The sequence below is a fragment of the Streptomyces sp. NPDC005706 genome (genome assembly GCF_040631045.1).
GTDB lineage: Bacteria > Actinomycetota > Actinomycetes > Streptomycetales > Streptomycetaceae > Streptomyces.
Map to the genome: position 1 here is coordinate 680,664 of NZ_JBEXYS010000001.1, position 18,079 is coordinate 698,742.

The window sequence follows — 18,079 nt, forward strand, 5'->3', positions numbered from 1 at the left end:
TCCGGCGTACCGGACGAGTGAGAACCCCGGACAGGTGAGGGACATGGAACAGGCAACCATCGACGACCGGCGGACCCCGGCAGCGCCCCGCTCCGCCGGGGCGTTCTGGAGGTACTGGACGGCTTCCACGGTCAGCAGGGCGGGCGACGCGGTCACCTCGGTCGCGCTGCCCCTGCTGGCTCTGGAGACGTTGCACGCCGGCAGCTTCGAGGTGAGCCTCATCACGGCGGCCGGGTACGCGGCCTGGCTGCTCATCGGGCTGCCCGCCGGAGTGATCGTCCAGCGGCTCCCGCTCCGCGGTGCCCAGGTGGCGCTTGACCTGCTGCGTGCGGGGGCCGTGCTGTCCGTGCCGGCCGCCGCCGCGCTGGGCGTGCTGCACATGATCCAACTCGTCCTGGTCGCACTGGTGGTGGGGCTGGCCACCGTGGTGTTCGACGTCGGCAACGCGACCCTGCTCCCCTTCATCGTGAGCAAGGAGGAGCTGACCCGGCGCAACAGCCTGACATCGGCGTCCAACGCGACGACCGAGCTGGGCGGCCCGTCCCTCGGCGGCGCGCTGGTGCAACTCGTCGGCGCGGCATCCGCGCTGCTCCTCGACTCCCTCAGCTATCTGGTGTCCGCGGTCCTGCTGTGGGCACTGCCCCGGCCTTCGAGCCCCCCGTCCCGGAAGCAGAACGATCCGCCGCTCGAACTCATCAAGGACGGCTGGCGGTTCGTCGTGCGGCATCCGCTGATCCGCTCGTGCGTCGCCGCCGCCACACTGGTCAACTTCGTCTGCGGCGTGCTGATGGCCCTCACGCCCGTCTTCCTGGTGCGCACCCTGCACCTCCCGGCGGGCGCGGTGGGTGTGCTGATGGCCTCCGGTGGCGCGGGCAGTCTGCTCGGCGCGGCCTGCACGCCCCGGCTCGGCGACCGACTGGGCAGCGCCCGGGCGGTGGTGGCCGCTTCGGTGCTGCTGCCGCTGTCCCTGGTGCTGCTGCCCCTGTCCGCCTCGTGGTGGGCGGTACCCCTCTTCGTCCTCGGCAACGCCGGGTTCTCCGCCGGAACCGTGGTCATCAGCATCCTGACCCGTACGCACCGCCAGTCCGTGACACCGCCTGACCTGCTGCCGCGCGTGATGGCCACGGTTCGCTTCGTGTCCTGGGGCGCGATCCCGCTCGGTGCCCTCACCGCCGGACTGACCGCCTCGGCCTCCGGCCCCCGCACCGGCCTGGTGCTGTCCGCCGCCATCGCCCTGCTGGTCCCCCTGACCCTGCTCGCCGGCCCGGTCCGCCATCGCCGAAACCTGACCTGACCTCCGCCGGTGCGCCGAGGCGACGGGGCGTCGGTCCCGTCGCGGACGGACGGATACGCCGGAGCCAGGCAGCCAAGGCTTCGCGAGACCGCTCTAGCAGATCGGACCGATCGGACCGATCCGGTAGAGCGGTCTCGCGAAGCATCGAAGGGGGACACAGGGCATGAACGCACCCGCTCTAGGACGGCCGTTCGGGCTCACGGCCGCGACGGCTCTACTGGGTCTGCTCGCCTTGTCCTGCGGCAGCGGCAGCGGCGCGAAGCCTGAGCCGGCACCGTCCCGTGCCGACGCCGGACACGGCCACGCATCGGCGTACGACGCCGGATGGCGGACCGGCAGACGGCTCTTCGCGGACGGCGGCAAGGGCGCCGCGGTCCGTGAGGTGGTGTGGGGAGGCTGTGTCCGCCGGTCCCTCACGGCCGAGCCGCGGGACGTGGTGGAGAGGGACCGCGGCGCCTGGGTGCGGGGCTGCGAGCAGGGCGTGCAGCCGGGTACCGAGCCCCATCCGCCCGTCCGGCCCGTGACACGACGCGAGTCCGGCCCCGGCCTCCTGGCCCGGTTCCGGACCTGGGCCGCCGCGCACGGAGCTGAGCGGCCCGCCCGGCAGGTGCGTCGGGTGGTCCTTGTCCACCTCGGCGACCGGGACTACGACGTCGAACTCACCACCACCCGCACCGGCGGGAGCGCGCGAGCCGACGCCGAGCGGCTCGCCGGCACGTTCGCGACCTGGTGGGACGGCGACGACGGCGACGACTCGACCGCGTGGAACCTCATCGTCCTCGGCCCGGACGGCGAGCGCCTGACCACCCGGAACCTCTGACGGCCAAGGACATCTGCCCGGCCGTGGAGCATCCGCTAGCCGGCCTGTCCCATCCCCGCCGCGTTCGGCCAGCTCTGGGCGTTGGGCCAGCCGGTCGCCGGGGCCGGGGTCAGGCCGGTGGGGGGAGCCGGTGCCGGCGGCGCCGTCATCCCGCGCACCTGGGCGGCGGTGAGGCCGCCGCGCGCCGGGACACCGGGCGGGGTGGGCCCCACGGCGGCGGCGGGCGCCGGGACGGGCACGGGCACGGGCACCGGGGCCGGCACGGGTGCCGGAGCGGGCATGGCGGCCGGAGGCGGGGCCATCGCCGCCGGGGCCATCGGCGCGGGCACGGGCGTGGGGACCGGCGCCGGGAGGGGGACCGGCGCCGGAGCTGGGGGTGTGGGCACCGCCGGGGGCAGCTGGGCCGCCGCCGGCAGGACCTGGGCTGCCGCCGGCATCGGCATCCCGCCGCCCATCGGCGTGGCGGCGGGGAGCGGCATGCCGGTGCCGGCGGCCGGGGCGGGGCCGGCGCCGGCGGCCTGTGCCGCCAGTCCCTGCACACCGGCTCCGTTGGTCTCGCTCATCAGCCGGTCCACGGCCGCCGTACCCGAGCTGTAGCTGGTCCCGTTGCTCAGCTCGGGTACGGCGGCTCCCCTCCTGGTCCCGTAGAGCACCTGTTCCAGGCCGGACACCAGGCGACGCACGTCGACCTGGGGGCGCACCACGAGTCTCAGGAAGCGGCTGGACGAACCGATCTTGTTGCCGCACTCGCGGACCAGGATCCGGTGCTCGGTGAGCAGCCGGTCCCGGACCACGGTGCCTTCCGCGCCGACGGGCAGGCGCACGAAGAGGAAGTTGCCCTGGGAGGGGTAGACGGTGAGGCCGGGCAGCGAGGAGAGGTGGCTGGCCATGTCGAGGCGGTCGCGGCGCACCTGGAGCAGGCTCTGCGCGTACTCCGGGCCGTGCTCGCGCAGCATGAACACCACGTGCTCGGCGAAGGAGTTGAGGTTCCACTTCGGCAGCATCGAGCGGACCCGGCCGGCCAGCGCCGGGTTCGCGACCAGGTAGCCGAACCGGATGCCGTGCAGCCCGAAGTTCTTGCCGAGGCTGCGCAGGACGACCACGTTCGGACGGAGCATGGCCTCCTGCACCACGCTCGGCTCGGCCTCGGCGTCGGCGAACTCCAGGAAGGACTCGTCGATCACCACCAGGTCCAGGTCCGCCATCGCGTCCATGAACTGCACGATCTGCTGCTTGTGCAGATAGCCGCCGTCGGGGTTGTTCGGATTGCAGATGACCGCCACCCGGGTGCCCCGGGCCCGGATGAACTCCGCGTACTGCGCCAGGTCCAGGCCGAAGCCGTTCGCCTCCTGGAGCGGGAACATGTCCACCCGCTTGCCGGTCTCCATCGGCTGGTCGGTCCAGCGTCCGAAGGTGGGCACCGGCACGGCCAGCGACTCCCGGACCAGCAGATGGTCGATCCAGGTGATCAGCTCCGTCGAGCCGTTGCCCATCGCCACGCACTGCGGCGGCAGCTGGAGCAGGCCGCACAGCTCGGCGGTGATGGTGTCGGCGCTGCTCGGGTAGTACGTGATGATCTCGCGCAACCGGACCGCCATCTCCTCGAACATCGCGGGAGTGGGGAAGTAGGGGTTGCACGGGATGCAGAAGTCCACCGGGCCCGACCCGTCGCTCTCCCGCGTCAGCGCCGCCATCGAAGGGCTGTGCGCGGCGGTGTTGCGGAACAACGAGGTGACGTTGTCAGGCAAGGGGACCTCCGTCGAAGGGTGGCCCGTGCGGGGGAGCACGGGCCGCCCTTGGATACGGAGGGGGCGCCAGTGGCGTTCAACTCACCGATGGTGTGAGCCGGTTCACGCCCGGCGCGGTTCTCACGCCCCGAACGTGTGCACCGTGGTCGTCCGGTACGTCTGCCCGGGCCGGAGCACGGTCGACGGGAAGGCGGCGTGGTTCGGGGAGTCCGGGAAGTGCTGGGTCTCCAGGCACAGCGCGTCGCCCTGGCGGTAGGTGCGGCCGCCGGTGCCGGTCAGGGTGCCGTCGAGGAAGTTGCCGGAGTAGAACTGCAGGCCCGGCTGGTCGGTGGCGATCCGCAGGGTGCGGCCCGAGCGCGGGTCGCGGAGCGTGGCGATGTGCTCGGGCCGCGCCGTGACGCCCTTGTCCAGCACCCAGTTGTGGTCGTAGCCCTTGGCGAGCACCTGCTGCTCGTGGCCGGCCCGGATGTCCCGGCCGATCGGCTTGGCGCGGCGGAAGTCGAACGGGGTGCCCGCCACCCCCGCCAGCTCACCGGTCGGGATCAGACCCGAGTCGGTGGGCGTGTACCGGGCGGCGGCGATGGTGAGCTCGTGGTCCTCGATCGTGCCGCTGCCCTCGCCGGCCAGGTTCCAGTAGACGTGGCTGGTGAGGTTGACGACGGTGGCCCGGTCGGTGGTGGCCTCGTAGTCGACCCGCCACTCGCCGCGCCGGGTGAGGGTGTACGTCACCTTCGACCGGAGCGTGCCCGGGTAACCCATCTCCCCGTCGACGCTCGTGTAGTACAGGCGCAGGCCGACGTCGGAGCCGTCGGTGAACGGCTCCACGTCCCAGACCCGCTTGTCGAAGCCCTTGGCGCCGCCGTGCAGGCTGTTCACGCCGTCGTTGACGGAGAGCTGGTGGCTCCTGCCGTCGAGGGTGAACCGCCCGTTGCCGATGCGGTTGCCGTAGCGGCCGATCAGCGCGCCGAAGTACGGGCTCTTCGCCGCGTAGTCGTCGATGCCGTCGAAGCCCGCGACCACGTTGGCGTGCCGGCCGCGGGCGTCCGGGACCTCCAGGGTCTGGACGACCCCGCCGTACGACAGCACCTTCATCCGGATGCCGCCGTTCTCCAGCGACCAGCGGTACACCTTGGTGCCGTCGGCGAGCCTGCCGAAGAGGTGCCTCACCGGTTTCCCGCCGGGGACGGCCGCCTGCGCGGTGCCCCCGAGGGTGGTGGCGGCGATGCCCGCCGCCGCTGCTCCTGCAATGACCGTACGTCTGTTCAGTTCCACTTGCGGCTCCCTGAAAGGAAGGGGCCCCGCCGGTGATCCGGCGGGGCCCGAGCTGACTTACGAACCGGACTTGCGCTTGTTCCACACGTCGAACCCGACCGCCACCAGCAGGGCCAGGCCCTTGATGACCTGCTGCCAGTCGGTGCCGACGCTCAACAGGTTCATGCCGTTGTTCAGCACGCCGAGGACGAGACCGCCGATGATGGCGCCGAGGACGGTGCCGACACCGCCGCTCATGGACGCGCCGCCGATGAATGAGGAGGCGATCGCCTCGAGTTCGAAGTTCACGCCCGCCTTCGGCGAGGCCGCGTTCAGCCGGGCGGCCACCACCAGGCCCGCCAGGGCCGCGAGCACGCCCATGTTCAGGAAGACAAGGAAGGTGACCTTCTTGTCCTTCACACCGGACAGCTTGGCCGCCGGCAGGTTGCCGCCGATCGCGTAGATGTGACGGCCGAAGACCGCGTTGCGCATGACGTAGCCGTAGCCGACGACCAGCGCGCCGAGGATGATCAGCACGATCGGGGCGCCCTTGTAGCTGGCGAGCAGCAGGGTGAGCGCGAGGATCGCGGCGACCAGGGCGGTCAGCTTCAGCAGGAACAGCCGGGTGGGCGGCACCTCCAGCGCGAACTCCTGCTGGCGGCGCCGGTCCCGGACCTCCTGCCACACCACGGCCGCGATCAGGACGAGACCGAGCAGCAGGGTGAGGTTGTGGTAGTTGGTGTCCGGGCCGGTCTCCGGCAGGAAGCCGTTGCCGAGTTTCTGCAGCCCGTCGGGGAACGGGCCGAGCGTCTGGCCCTTGAGCAGGATCTCCGTCAGACCGCGGAACAGCAGCATCCCGGCGAGCGTGACGATGAAGGAGGGTATGCCCAGATAGGCGATGAGGTAGCCCTGGACCGAGCCGGCCGCCGCACCCACCAGCAGGCACAGCACCAGCGCGATCGGCCAGGCGACGCCGTGCTGGACGGTCAGCACCGCGGCGAAGGCGCCGACGAACGCGGTCAGCGAGCCGACCGACAGATCGATGTGCCCGGCGATGATCACCAGCATCATGCCGATCGCGAGGACCAGGATGTAGCTGTTCTGCAGCACCAGGTTGGAGACGTTGCGGGGCAGCAGCAGGTCCCCGTCCGTCCAGACGGCGAAGAGGGCCACGATCAGGCCGAGCGCGAGCAGCATGCCGTACTGGCGCATGTTGCGGCGCAGGCCGTCCAGCACCACCTGGAGCAGCCCCCTGCCGGTGGCCGGTCCGCCCCCGCCCGGTGGCGCGGGGGCCGGGCTCTTGGCGGTCACATCCGTGCTCATCGCGTCACCTCTTGGTCCTGCGTGTCTTTCGTCATATGGCGCATCAGTACTTCCTGCGTGGCCTCGGCCCGCGGCACCTCACCGGTCAGCCGCCCGGCGGCCATCGTGTAGATGCGGTCGCACATGCCGAGCAGTTCGGGCAGCTCGGAGGAGATGAAGACCACCGCCTTGCCCTGGGCGGCGAGTTGGTCGATCACCGTGTAGATCTCGTACTTGGCGCCCACGTCGATGCCGCGGGTCGGCTCGTCGAGGATCAGCACATCGGGCCCGGCGAAGATCCACTTGCTGAGGACGACCTTCTGCTGGTTGCCGCCCGACAGCTTGCCCACCGGCTCGAACACGGTCGGCGCCTTGATGTTCATGGTCCGGCGGAAGCCCTCGGAGACCTGCCGCTCCTCGTGCTCGTCGACGACGCCCCGCCTGGCCACCTTGCTCAGGGCGGTCAGCGAGATGTTGCGGTTGATGGTGTCGATGAGGTTGAGGCCGTAGTGCTTGCGGTCCTCGGTGACGTACGCGATCCCGTGTCCGACCGCCTCCGCGACGGACTTGGTGCGGATCTCCTTGCCGTCCTTCAGGACCGTGCCGCCCGCGTACCGGCCGTAGGCGCGCCCGAAGACGCTCATCGCCAGTTCGGTGCGGCCGGCGCCCATCAGGCCCGCGATGCCGACGATCTCCCCGCGGCGGACCTGGAGCGAGACGTCGTCCACGACCTTGCGCTGCTGGTCGATCGGGTGGTGCACGGTCCAGCCGCGGATCTCCAGCGCCGGTGCCGTGCCCTCCTCCGGATGGTGCGGGGTGCGTTCCGGGAAGCGGTGGTCGAGGTCGCGGCCGACCATGCCCGCGATGATCCGCTCCTCGGTGGTCTCCGGCGCCTTCACGTCCAGTGTCTCGATGGACCGGCCGTCCCGGATGATCGTCACCGAGTCGGCGACCCGGCGGATCTCGTTGAGCTTGTGGGAGATGATGATCGAGGTGATGCCCTGCTTCTTCAGCTCCAGGATGAGATCGAGGAGTTTGCCGCTGTCCTCGTCGTTCAGCGCGGCGGTCGGCTCATCCAGGATGAGCAGCTTCACCTGCTTCGACAGCGCCTTGGCGATCTCCACGAGCTGCTGCTTGCCGACGCCGATGTCGGCGACGCGGGTCTCCGGGTGCTCGTCCAGACCCACCCGGCGCAGCAGTTCGGTGGCGTGCCGCAGGGTCTCGTTCCAGTTGATGAGCCCGCGCCGGGCGTGCTCGTTGCCGAGGAAGAGGTTCTCCGCGATGGAGAGGTACGGCACCAGCGCCAGCTCCTGGTGGATGATGACGATGCCGTGCTGCTCACTGGCCCGGATGTCCTTGAACTGGCAGACCTCCGACTCGAAGAGGACGTCTCCCTCGTAACTGCCGTACGGGTGGACGCCGGAGAGCACCTTCATCAGGGTCGACTTGCCGGCGCCGTTCTCCCCGCAGATGGCGTGGACCTCGCCCTGCCGGACGGTCAGGGTGACGTCCGACAGCGCCTTGACACCGGGAAAGGTCTTGACGATCGAGCGCATTTCCAGGACGGGTCCCGCCATGGTCGTGCCTTCCAATCCGTAGGTAGCGGGCGGGTTACTTCAGCTCGGACTCGGTGTAGTAGCCGCCGTCGACCAGGACCTGCTGGTAGTTGGACTTGTCGACGCTGACCGGCTGGAGCAGGTAGGCGGGTATGACCTTGCTGCCGTTGTCGTAGGTCTTGGAGTCGTTGACCTGCGGCTTCTTGCCCTGCAGGACGTCGTCGACCATGGTGGCCGCGACCTTGGCGAGCTGCCGGGTGTCCTTGTAGACGGTCTGCGTCTGCTGGCCGGAGATGATCGACTTCACCGAGGCCAGCTCGGCGTCCTGGCCGGTGATGACGGGCAGCGCCTTGCTGCCGGAGCCGTAGCCGTCCGACTTCAGCGCGGACAGGATGCCGATGGAGATGCCGTCGTAGGGCGAGAGGACCGCGTCGACCCGGCCGCTCTTGTAGGACGAGGTGAGGATGTCCTCCATGCGCTTCTGCGCGGTGGTGCCGTCCCAGCGCAGGGTGACGACCTGGTTGATCTTGGTCTGCCCGGACTTGACGACCAGCTGCTTCTTGTCGATGTACGGCTGGAGGACGCTCATCGCGCCGCCGAAGAAGTACTTGGTGTTGTTGTCGTCGTTGGAGCCGGCGAACAGTTCGAGGTTGAAGGGGCCCTTCTTGCCCTTGCTCAGCCCGAGCTGGTCGACGATGTACTGGCCCTGCAGCTTGCCGACCTTCTCGTTGTCGAACGAGGCGTAGTAGTCGACGTTCTTGGTGCCGAGGATCAGACGGTCGTAGGCGATGACCGGGATGTCCGCGTCCGCGGCCTCCTGGAGGACGTTGTTCAGGGACTTGTTGTCGATCGCCGCGACGATCAGGCCCTTCACGCCCTGCGTGATCAGGTTCTCGATCTGCGAGACCTGGGTCTCCGGGTTGTCCTCGCCGTAGACCAGCTTGGTCTTGTAGCCCTTGGCCTGGAGGTTCTTCTCGACGTTCTTGCCGTCGGCGATCCAGCGCTCGGAGGACTTGGTCGGCATCGCGATGCCGATCGTGCCGCCCTTGGCGTCCCCGCCCTTGTCGTCGCTGCCGCCCTCGCTGTTCTGGCCGCAGGCGGTCAGGGTGAGGGTGAGCGAGGCGGCCGTGGCCATCGCGGCGAGTGCGGCTCTGCGGTTGAGCATGGTGATCCGTCCTTGTTCTTCTCGTAGTTGAGAGGGGTCACGCGGTGGTCGGGAAACGGTGCAGCGTCCCGGGCAGCCGGGAGCCGATCGGCGCCATGTCGCCGTCCGCGCCGTGCCGGGCGAGCAGGTCCAGGGCGAGCCGGCCGCGCCGCACCCGCTCCCGGGCGGTGTCCAGGGTCACGTCCCGCAGATGGGTGCCCCACGGGTAGATGCCGGGAGCCTTGGACAGGCCGAACTTCAGGTAGAGCGGTGCGCCGCGCCGGATCAGCTCGGCGACCTCGTACATCCGCACATAGCCGCCGAGGTCGTCGGGGGCCTCGATGTACATGTCCATGGGGGCGCCGGAGACCCGGCGGATCTCGGTGAGATGGTCTAGCGTCAGATCGCTGGGCACGTTGACGGAGTCGGCGCCGAGCCGCTCGTAGACCGCGTAGGAGGCCGGGTTGACCGGGCCGATCAGCGCGGAGACCTTCAGGGTGGTGTCGGCCGGGATGATCCCGGCCGTGCGCGCCCGGTGCAGGGTCCACAGCACGCCCTCGTCGGCCACCAGCAGGCACTTGACGCCCAGTTCGGTGGCGCGGACGGCGTCCTCGACACAGCCGGCGACGGCGTCGTGGCCCCGGGCGCGCAGTCCGGCCCCCCGCGAGTCGGAGCGCACCGAGCCGCCGATGTCCCAGGTGCCGCGCGGGCCGGTGAACAGACAGAGTTCGATGTCCCGTTCGGCGGCCGCCTCGACCATCTCGGTGATCTCGGCGTCGGTGAGCATCCACACGCCGCTGCCCTGGCTGATCCGGTGGATCGGCACATCGAGGCGCGAGGCCTCCTTCAGTACGACCGCCAGCGCTTCGGGACCCTCGCACGAGGGAATCTCGGTGCGCCAGCGGCCGCCGCCCGGGAAGCCGTGGGCGGAGGTGTCGGCGGGGTCGAGGGCGGGCGCGTCCAGGCCCAGTGCGGCGAGCACCTGCTCGCCGGGCCTGCGGGCTGCCGGAGCGGAAGCGTCGGTCACTAGCTGTCCTTCGTGTTCGGTATTTCGGACAAGGTTCGCGGCTCTGGGTATGGAAAAGGCCTTGGTGCGCCGGCCGGGGCGCCGTCAGGTCACGTCCCGGCCGGCGCACGGTCAGGGACGGAGCAGCACCTTGCCCACCTTCGGATCACCGGCCCCCACCAGCTCGATGGCCTGCGGGAACTCGGTCAGCGGCAGCTCGTGGGTGACCAGGGGCAGCGGGTCGAGCAGCCCGGCGCCGAAGACCCGCACGGCATGCGCCCAGGCGCCCGGCGGCGCCCCGAAGACGGTGTGCACCTCCAGTTGCCGTACGACCAGGTCGGTCGGGTCGAGCCCGTCCGCGCCCGGCGCCGGGATGCCCGTCAGCACCAGCCGCCCGCCGCGCCTGAGCAGCGCGGCCGCGGTGCGCGCGGCGGACGCGGACCCGGCGGTCTCGATCACGACGTCGAAGTCGCCGGGCAACGGCTGGTCCTTGAGCCGGAAGTCGCTCGCCCCGAACCGCCGGGACAGTGCCTCCCGGTCGTATCCGGTGCCCACGACCAGCAGTTCCGCAGGCGAGAGCGCCTTCAGGAACTGCACCGCGAACATCCCGAGCGTGCCCGTGCCGACCACCGCGACCCGCTCGCCCGGCAGGGCCCGGGTCTTCAGCGCGGCGGCCGCGACGCAGGCGGCCGGCTCCAGCAGGGCGGCGGCGGTGAGGTCGGCCTCGTCCGGCAGCGGGTGCAGCAGCCGGGCCGGCAGGGTGAGGGTGGCCGCCATGGCGCCCGGCCGGGTGAACCCGGTCTCCTCGTACCCGGCCGTGCACAGCGTGGTCTCGCCCGCGTGACAGCGGTCGCACACCTGGCAGTTGCGGAAGCCCTCGCCGACGACCTTGCGGCCGACCAGGCCGTCCGGCACCCCGGCGCCCACCGCGCGCACGGTCCCGGACCACTCGTGGCCGGGCGTGAGCGGGTAACGGACGTACCCCGCAGGCCGGTTGCCCTGGTACACCTCGCGGTCGCTGCCGCAGATGCCCACCGCGTGCACCGCGACCAGCGCCTCGCCGGGACCGGGCTGCCGGGGCGTGTGCTCCTCGACCCGGTGGACGCCCGGTGCCTCGACGAGGACCTGCGAACCCGGCGAGGTCACTTCGTGTCCTTCGGCCTGCGCTGCTCCCAGCCCTCGGCCCACAGGTCGAACCGGGCCTGCTGCTGCGGGAACTCGGCGGCCGCGTCGGTGTCCAGCTCTACGCCGAGACCGGGCCGGTCGGAGAGGTGGAAGTAGCCGTCCACGACCTCCGGGGCCCCCTTGACCACCTTCTTGATGTCGGCGTCGGCGAAGTCGTTGAAGTGCTCCAGGATCTTGAAGTTCGGCGAGGTGAAGCCGACCTGGAGCGAGGCGGCGGTCAGCACGGGCCCGCCCACGTTGTGCGGGGCGACGAGCATGTAGTGGGTCTCGGCGGTGGCGGCCAGCTTCCGGGTCTCCCAGATGCCGCCGATGTGGCCGACGTCGGGCTGGATGATGTCGACGCACTGGCTGTCGAAGAGCTCGCGGAACTCGATGCGGTCGTGGATGCGTTCACCGGTGGCGACCGGGATGTCCACCTTGGCGGCCACCTTCTCCAGCGCCTTCAGGTTCTCCGGCGGGCACGGCTCCTCCAGCCAGGCCGGCTTGAAGGGCGCCATCTCCTTCGCCAGCCGGACGGCGGTGGCGGGGGAGAAGCGGCCGTGCATCTCCAGCATCAGCTCGGCGTCCGGTCCGATGGCGTCCCGTACGGCCTCGATGAGGGAGACCGCGTACAGGCTCTGCTCGTGGTCCAGTTCGAAGTGCCCGGTGCCGAAAGGGTCGATCTTCAGCGCCTTGTAGCCGCGCTCCATGACCCCCTGGGCGGCCTTGTGGTAAGCCTCCGGCGTCCGCTCGGTGGTGTACCAGCCGTTGGCGTACGCCTTGACCCGGTCGGTGACCTTCCCGCCCAGCAGCTGCCACACCGGCACGCCGAGCGCCTTGCCCTTGATGTCCCAGCAGGCCATCTCGACGACCGCGATGCCGGACATGACGATCTCGCCGGCCCGCCCGTAGTCGCCGTACTTCATCCGCCGCACGAGGTCCTCGACAGCGAACGGGTCCGATCCGAGAATGTGGTTGGCCTCGGCCTCGCGCAGATAGCCGATCAGCGCGTCGGTGTGGCCGAGCATCCGGGTCTCGCCGACTCCCGTGATCCCCTCGTCGGTGTGCACCTGGACGTAGGTCAGGTTGCGCCATGGTGTCCCGACCACGTGCGTGCTGATTCCGGTGATGCGCACGGCAGTTGCCCCTCAGCTGTTCGAGATTTCGTCACTCGTTCGAAATGCTGGCGTGACAGTAAGGATGGCGTGGCAGGGGTGTCAATGGGTCGAACAGGTAACAGTTTCGACATGACTTTCGAGAACCTTTTCGGTTCGCACGAAACCTTCACAGAGGTGCCTGGTTACGTGACCGGCGGGGAATCTAGTCTTCCGGCGTCATGGACTTCTGCCACCCGTGCCAACGGCACCTCAACGGCGCCCTGGCCTGCCCGGGATGTGGCGCACCGGCCCGGCCTTCCGCCCCGCGCGCGGACGCGTACGTCGCGCCCGGACACGCGGGCGCGGTGGCGGGTCCGTACGGCCAGGAGGCCCACACCGGCGCCCCGGCGGGGCACGCGTACGCCGGCCACGGCGGCCAGCCCGCGACGCACGCACCCGGGCACTCCGGCGGTTTCACCCACCCGGCGGCGCAGGACGTGCGCGTACCGCAGCAGTTCGGCGCCGCGGCGGTCCCGGACGCCTACACGTACGAGGGCGCGGCCGGGCACCACGCGGGCTCCGGCGGCCAGGTGACCACGGGCGGGCACGGCGCGCACGCCGGCCGGGGCGACGCGTACGGACCCCACGAGGACCACGAGGACCACGCGGACCACGGCGACGCCCACGACGGCCACGCCGGCGACGACGAGGCCCACGACCGGGACGAGCACGAGGACCCGGAAGCACGCGACGAGCCCGTGGGCCGTGCCGCCCGGCGTCAGTCGCGGAGCCGGGGCAGGGGCCGCGGGGGAGCCGCGGGCGGCGAGGACGCCGATGGGCCCGCCGTCGCGGACGCCAGCCGCCGGGACCGCAAGGCCGCCGCACACCGGCGGCGCAGACGCCGGACGGTGCTGATCGCCACCGGGTTCGTGCTGGCCGCCGGCGGGCTGAGCATCGCCGAACTCGGCACGGACGCCACCTTCGCGCCCTTCAGCGGTGACACCTCGACGACGGCCGGGGACACCTCGGCCGACGGCGGCAGCGCCTCCGCGTCCCCGGGCCGCACGGCGGCTCCCGCCGACGGCACCTCCGTCCGTACGACGGCGCCGAGCGCCTCGTCGTCCTCCGGCCCGTCGGCCTCGGCCTCCGCCTCCGCGTCCGAGTCCCCGAAGGACAAGTCCTCCAAGTCCCCCGCCGCCGGTGACAACGCGGAGCAGTCCGCCACCTCGGGCTCGGGTACCACGACCGCGGCCCCGCCGGCCCAGCCCTCGTCCCAGCCCACCGCCACCCCGACGGCCGGCCCGACGACCTCGGACCCGACCCCCACCGCGTCCCCGACGAGGACGTGCGACCGCTTCCTGTGGTGGTGCACCTAGGACCCGTGAACCCGGTCCGCGCTGGACACGGTTGAGTCGAACGGGTGCACCCCGCCGTACCGATCCGGGGAACGCCCGGTGGTGATGCGGGCGTTTGGCACAAGAGGGAGCGACGCGCGAGCGGCTCGGTCGAGGAGGGCGGATGACGCGGGGAATCACCGTGCACGGCACGGTCGCCGAGGGCTACGAGGCGGTGCGCGAGGAGTTCGCCGCCTTCGTGACGGAGGAACGGGAAGACTACGAGGGCCAGTTGTGCGCCCATGTGCACGGCCGGCGGGTGGTCGACCTGTGGGCGGGCGAGGGTGCCGACGGTGACTCGCTGTACGGCGTGTTCTCGTCCACCAAGGGCGCCGCGCACCTCGTCGTGGCCCTGCTGGTGCAGGACGGCACGCTGGAGCTGGACCGCAGGGTGACCTACTACTGGCCGGAGTTCGGGGCCGAGGGCAAGGGCGCGCTGACCCTTCGCGAGCTGCTCGCGCACCGGGCCGGCCTGATCGGCACCGACACCGGGTTCACCACGGCCGAGCTGGCCGACGACCGGGCACTGGCCGAACGCCTCGCCGACCAGCGGCCGTTCTGGCGGCCGGGCACGGCCTTCGGCTACCACGCCCTGGTGATCGGCGCGCTCACCGGCGAGGTCGTCCGCCGCGCCACCGGCCGTACGCTCCAGGAGGTGTACGAGGAGCGGGTGCGAGCCCCCTACGGGCTGGACTTCCACCTGGGCCTGCCGGCCTCCCGCGAGGCCCGGTTCCGCACCACCCTGCCCATGCTGCTCACCCCCGAGGAGCAGGCGGTGCTCGACGCGCTGCCGAGCGGGCCGCACACCCTCGGCTCGATCGCCTTCAACCGGCACCCGGCCGACCCGACCGACCTGGAGTCGCTGCCGAACGAGCGCGCGGTACGCGCCCAGGGTCCGGCGTCGGTGGGCGGTGTCGCGTCGGCGCGCGGTCTGGCCGGGATGTACGCGGCGATGATCAGCGAGGTGGACGGCAAGGCCCCGCTGCTGAAGCAGGACACGGTCGCGGAGTTCGGCCAGCCGCACTCCACCGGGTACGACCTGGTGGCCCGGGCCCACAAGTCGTACGGCCTCGGCTTCCAGGACACCGCCGACACCTGGCACCCCTTCCTGGGCGCCGGCGCGATCGGCCACAGCGGCGCCGCCGGCTCCCAGGCCTTCGCCGATCCGCGCAGCGGCCTCGCCTACGGCTACACCAGGCGCCGGTTCGCGTTCCCGGGCGGCTCGGCCGCGGAGAACGGCCGGCTGGCGGCGGCCGTCCACCGGGCGGCGCTCGCGGCCGGATGACACGGGCGTACGACGGCGGCCGCATCCCACGTCCAAGGATGCGGCCGCCGTCGTGCGCAACGATCGTTACCGGGCCGGCGTCACGGTGACGTCGCCGCGCGTCGCCTTCGAGTAGGGGCACACCTGGTGCGCCTTCTCGATCAGTTCCCGCGCGGTGGCCCCGTCGACGTGCGGGATGTCCGCGGAGATCTCCACGACGATCCCGAAGCCGTCCTCGTTCCGGCCGATCCCGACCCTGGCGGTGACGGTCGAACCGGAGACGTCGGCGCCCTCCTGCCGGGCGACCACGCCGAGCGCGCCCTGGAAACAGGCGCTGTACCCGGCGGCGAACAACTGCTCCGGGTTGGTGCCGGCGCCGCTGCCGCCCATCTCCTTCGGCGGGTTCACGACGACGTCGAGCTTCCCGTCGTCGGTGACGACGCGGCCGTCGCGGCCGTTCTCGGCGGTGGCGACGGCCGTGTACAGGACGTCGGACTGCTGAATGGGCATGCGGTTGTCTTCCTCCTCGGTCCGCCGTGACTCGCGCCCACGATCGACGGCGGATTTCGGAATGAAGTTACCGCATCCCGGAAAGCTCCGGCCAGGGTCAGATCTTGACGATCATCTTCCCGGTGTTGTCGCCGCGCAGGACCCCGAGGAACGCCTCCAGGTTGTTCTCGATGCCCTCGACCACGGTCTCGCGGTACTTCAGCGCGCCCGAGGCGACCCAGGGGCCGACCTCCTGGACGAACTGCGGCTGCAGGTCGTAGTGGTCACCGACCAGGAAGCCCTCGATACGGCCGCGGGTCTGGATGAGACGGGCCAGGTTGCGCGGGCCGGGGGCCGGCTCGGTGTTGTTGTAGACGGAGATCATGCCGCAGACGGCGATCCGGCCGCCCAGGTTCAGCGACCCGATGGCGGCCTCCAGGTGGTCGCCGCCGACGTTGTCGAAGTAGACGTCGATCCCGTCGGGGGCGGCCGCGCGCAGCTGCTCGCCCACCGGGCCGTTCTTGTAGTTGAAGGCGGCGTCGAAGCCGTACTCCTCCGTCAGCAGCCGGACCTTCTCGTCGGAGCCGGCCGAGCCGATGACTCGCGAGGCGCCCTTGAGCTTCGCGATCTGCCCGACCTGGCTGCCGACCGCGCCCGCCGCGCCGGACACGAAGACGACGTCGCCCTCCTTGAGGGAGGCGGTGCGCAGCAGGCCCGCGTACGCGGTCAGGCCCGTCATGCCGAGGACGCCGAGGTACGTCGACAGCGGGGCGGCCTGGGGGTCGACCTTGACGGCGTTCTTCGCGTCCACGGCCGCGTACTCGCGCCAGCCGAAGAAGTGCAGGACGTGGTCGCCGACCGCGATGCCCTCGGCGTTGGAGGCGACGACCTCGCCGACCGCGCCGCCCTGCATGACCTTGTCCAGCTCGAACGGGGCGGCGTACGACTTGGCCGCCGACATCCTGCCGCGCATGTAGGGGTCCACGGAGAGGTACTCGTTCCGCACCAGTACCTGGCCCTCGCCGGGCGTCGGGACGGGCGTCTCGACCAGGGCGAAGTCCTCGGGCTTCGGCCAGCCGACCGGACGGCTGAGGAGGTGCCACTCGCGGTTGATCATGGGAGGGTCGCCTTTCATTTACTTCAGTACCTGAAACAACAATGAGCCTGAATATTTCATGATGTCAAGTAACCCGGTATTCTGGACGACATGGCCACACCACCGAATACCCGCCGCCCCGACGAGCTGACCATGGAGGTCGTCGAGCTGATCGGGGACGTCGTGGCCCGCTTCTACGCGGACTACGAGGAGGCGGCGGCCGCCCACGCGCTGACCGGCCCCCAGGCACGCCTGCTCAGCCTGCTGTCGCTGGAGCCGCTGCCGATGCGCAAGCTCGCGCACAAGCTGAAGTGCGAGCCGTCGAACGTGACCGGGATAGTCGACCGTCTGGAGTCCCGGGGCCTGGCGGAGCGCCGCCCCGACCCCACGGACCGCCGGGTGAAGCTGGCCGCCGCCACCGACGAGGGCCGCAGGGTCGCCCGGGACCTGCGCGAGGGCCTGCGCTTCGCGCGTGAGCCCCTCGCCGGGCTCTCCGCCGAGGAGCGGCGGTCCCTGCGGGACCTGCTGCGGCGGATGCTGGACGCCTGAGACTTAGTAAAGTCTTCGCCATGCGCGATCTCGGGGTGGGTTTCGGTTATCTCGTGGCGGGCCAGCGCTGGGTCGCCCGGCACGGCCGCCAGTACGGCTTCGGTCTGCTGCCGGGCCTGATCACGCTGGTGCTCTACGCGGCGGCGCTGATCGTGCTCGCCGTGTGGGGCGAGGACGGGGTCGCCTGGGCCACCCCGTTCGCGGACGACTGGGGGAGCCCCTGGCAGGGCCTCTTCCGCGGCTTCCTGACGGCCGTACTGTTCGCCCTGGGCCTGCTGCTGGCCGTCCTCACCTTCACGGCCCTCACCCTGCTGATCGGCCAGCCCTTCTACGACAGCCTGTCGCAGAAGGTCGACGAGGACGTCTCGCCCGACGGCACGGCACCCGAGTCGGGCCTCCCGCTCTGGCGCGAGCTGTGCATCTCGGCCCGGGACAGCCTGCGGATCCTGGTCCGGGCCCTGCTGTGGGGCGTGCTGCTCTTCGCCGCCGGCTTCCTGCCCCTCGTCGGCCAGACGGTCGTCCCGGTGATCGGCTTCTTCGTCACCGGCTTCTTCCTCACCGAGGAACTGACCGCCATCGCCCTCCAGCGCCGCGGTGTGGACCTGCGCGCCCGTCTCGCCCTGCTGCGCTCCCGCAAGACCCTGGTCTGGGGCTTCGGCACCCCGCTCGGCCTGTCCTTCCTGCTCCCGTTCGTCGCGGTCTTCCTGATGCCGGGCGCGGTGGCCGGCGCCACCCTCCTGGCCCGCGACCTCCTGGGTGAGGAATCCACCGGCCACACCCCCTCCGAGGCGAACGAGCCGGTCTCTTCCTGAACCCCGTCCGCGCGCTCACCCGCGCGCCGGGAGCGCGATGCCGCCGAGGCACCGCCGTTTGTGAAGGGTTCGTACGGGATCGCCGTGAAGGGG

General features: G+C 71.2%; 16 protein-coding genes. 6 read left to right on the forward strand and 10 right to left on the reverse strand.

The window, feature by feature from the left end; translation table 11 throughout:
• Nucleotides 1-43: 43 nt before the first annotated feature.
• Nucleotides 44-1,294, forward strand: coding sequence for an MFS transporter (locus tag ABZ478_RS02965; RefSeq protein WP_359544753.1), 1,251 nt, complete (start codon nt 44-46; stop codon nt 1,292-1,294).
• A gap of 163 nt (nt 1,295-1,457) precedes the next feature.
• On the forward strand, nt 1,458-2,114 hold the full coding sequence (locus ABZ478_RS02970; protein ID WP_359544754.1) for a hypothetical protein: 657 nt from the start codon (nt 1,458-1,460) through the stop codon (nt 2,112-2,114).
• Between the two features lie 35 nt (nt 2,115-2,149).
• Here the strand turns inward: ABZ478_RS02970 and ABZ478_RS02975 are convergent, their stop codons facing one another.
• The 8 genes from ABZ478_RS02975 to ABZ478_RS03010 all read right to left on the reverse strand — a co-directional run bounded on the left by ABZ478_RS02975 (nt 2,150) and on the right by ABZ478_RS03010 (nt 12,421).
• The gene (locus ABZ478_RS02975; protein WP_359544756.1) at nt 2,150-3,862 is read right to left on the reverse strand and encodes a histidinol-phosphate transaminase; all 1,713 of its coding nucleotides are present in this window, start codon (nt 3,860-3,862) and stop codon (nt 2,150-2,152) included.
• A 120-nt stretch (nt 3,863-3,982) separates the two neighbouring features.
• Entirely contained in the window at nt 3,983-5,134 is a 1,152-nt protein-coding gene (locus ABZ478_RS02980; protein ID WP_359544757.1) for an aldose epimerase family protein, read from the reverse strand.
• Between the two features lie 57 nt (nt 5,135-5,191).
• Nucleotides 5,192-6,436: a multiple monosaccharide ABC transporter permease gene (gene mmsB, locus ABZ478_RS02985; RefSeq protein WP_359544759.1), complete on the reverse strand. Its 1,245-nt coding sequence runs from the start codon at nt 6,434-6,436 to the stop codon at nt 5,192-5,194.
• Nucleotides 6,433-7,992 carry a multiple monosaccharide ABC transporter ATP-binding protein gene (gene mmsA / locus ABZ478_RS02990; RefSeq protein WP_359544761.1) on the reverse strand — a complete coding sequence of 520 codons (1,560 nt, stop codon included), beginning with the start codon at nt 7,990-7,992 and terminating at the stop codon, nt 6,433-6,435. Before mmsA ends, mmsB begins: the two co-directional genes overlap by 4 nt.
• Nucleotides 7,993-8,026: 34 nt before the next feature.
• A complete protein-coding gene (gene chvE / locus ABZ478_RS02995) occupies nt 8,027-9,136 on the reverse strand; it encodes a multiple monosaccharide ABC transporter substrate-binding protein (RefSeq protein ID WP_359544763.1) in 1,110 nt (369 codons plus the stop codon).
• 37 nt (nt 9,137-9,173) lie between these two features.
• Complete coding sequence (locus ABZ478_RS03000) at nt 9,174-10,142, reverse strand: hypothetical protein (protein WP_359544765.1); 969 nt, start codon at nt 10,140-10,142, stop codon at nt 9,174-9,176.
• Between the two features lie 111 nt (nt 10,143-10,253).
• Nucleotides 10,254-11,267, reverse strand: coding sequence for an alcohol dehydrogenase catalytic domain-containing protein (locus tag ABZ478_RS03005; RefSeq protein WP_359544767.1), 1,014 nt, complete (start codon nt 11,265-11,267; stop codon nt 10,254-10,256).
• Nucleotides 11,264-12,421, reverse strand: coding sequence for a mandelate racemase/muconate lactonizing enzyme family protein (locus ABZ478_RS03010; RefSeq protein ID WP_359544769.1), 1,158 nt, complete (start codon nt 12,419-12,421; stop codon nt 11,264-11,266). The genes ABZ478_RS03005 and ABZ478_RS03010 overlap by 4 nt, the downstream gene beginning before the upstream one ends.
• 200 nt (nt 12,422-12,621) lie before the next feature.
• Here ABZ478_RS03010 and ABZ478_RS03015 point away from each other — a divergent pair, with 200 nt between their 5' ends.
• Entirely contained in the window at nt 12,622-13,758 is a 1,137-nt protein-coding gene (locus ABZ478_RS03015; protein WP_359544771.1) for a hypothetical protein, read from the forward strand.
• A gap of 142 nt (nt 13,759-13,900) precedes the next feature.
• Nucleotides 13,901-15,061, forward strand: a complete 1,161-nt coding sequence (locus tag ABZ478_RS03020; RefSeq protein WP_359544773.1) for a serine hydrolase domain-containing protein — start codon at nt 13,901-13,903, stop codon at nt 15,059-15,061.
• Nucleotides 15,062-15,127: 66 nt separating this feature from the next.
• Here the strand turns inward: ABZ478_RS03020 and ABZ478_RS03025 are convergent, their stop codons facing one another.
• Together ABZ478_RS03025 and ABZ478_RS03030 are read right to left on the reverse strand one after the other, a co-directional pair.
• Nucleotides 15,128-15,550: an organic hydroperoxide resistance protein gene (locus ABZ478_RS03025; RefSeq protein ID WP_359544775.1), complete on the reverse strand. Its 423-nt coding sequence runs from the start codon at nt 15,548-15,550 to the stop codon at nt 15,128-15,130.
• A gap of 97 nt (nt 15,551-15,647) precedes the next feature.
• Entirely contained in the window at nt 15,648-16,646 is a 999-nt protein-coding gene (locus ABZ478_RS03030) for an NADP-dependent oxidoreductase (RefSeq protein ID WP_359544776.1), read from the reverse strand.
• A gap of 90 nt (nt 16,647-16,736) precedes the next feature.
• Between ABZ478_RS03030 and ABZ478_RS03035 the strand changes: the two genes are divergently transcribed.
• Both ABZ478_RS03035 and ABZ478_RS03040 read left to right on the forward strand, forming a co-directional pair.
• On the forward strand, nt 16,737-17,174 hold the full coding sequence (locus ABZ478_RS03035; RefSeq protein ID WP_359544778.1) for a MarR family transcriptional regulator: 438 nt from the start codon (nt 16,737-16,739) through the stop codon (nt 17,172-17,174).
• Between the two features lie 20 nt (nt 17,175-17,194).
• Nucleotides 17,195-17,986: an EI24 domain-containing protein gene (locus ABZ478_RS03040; RefSeq protein WP_359544780.1), complete on the forward strand. Its 792-nt coding sequence runs from the start codon at nt 17,195-17,197 to the stop codon at nt 17,984-17,986.
• Nucleotides 17,987-18,079 lie beyond the last annotated feature (93 nt).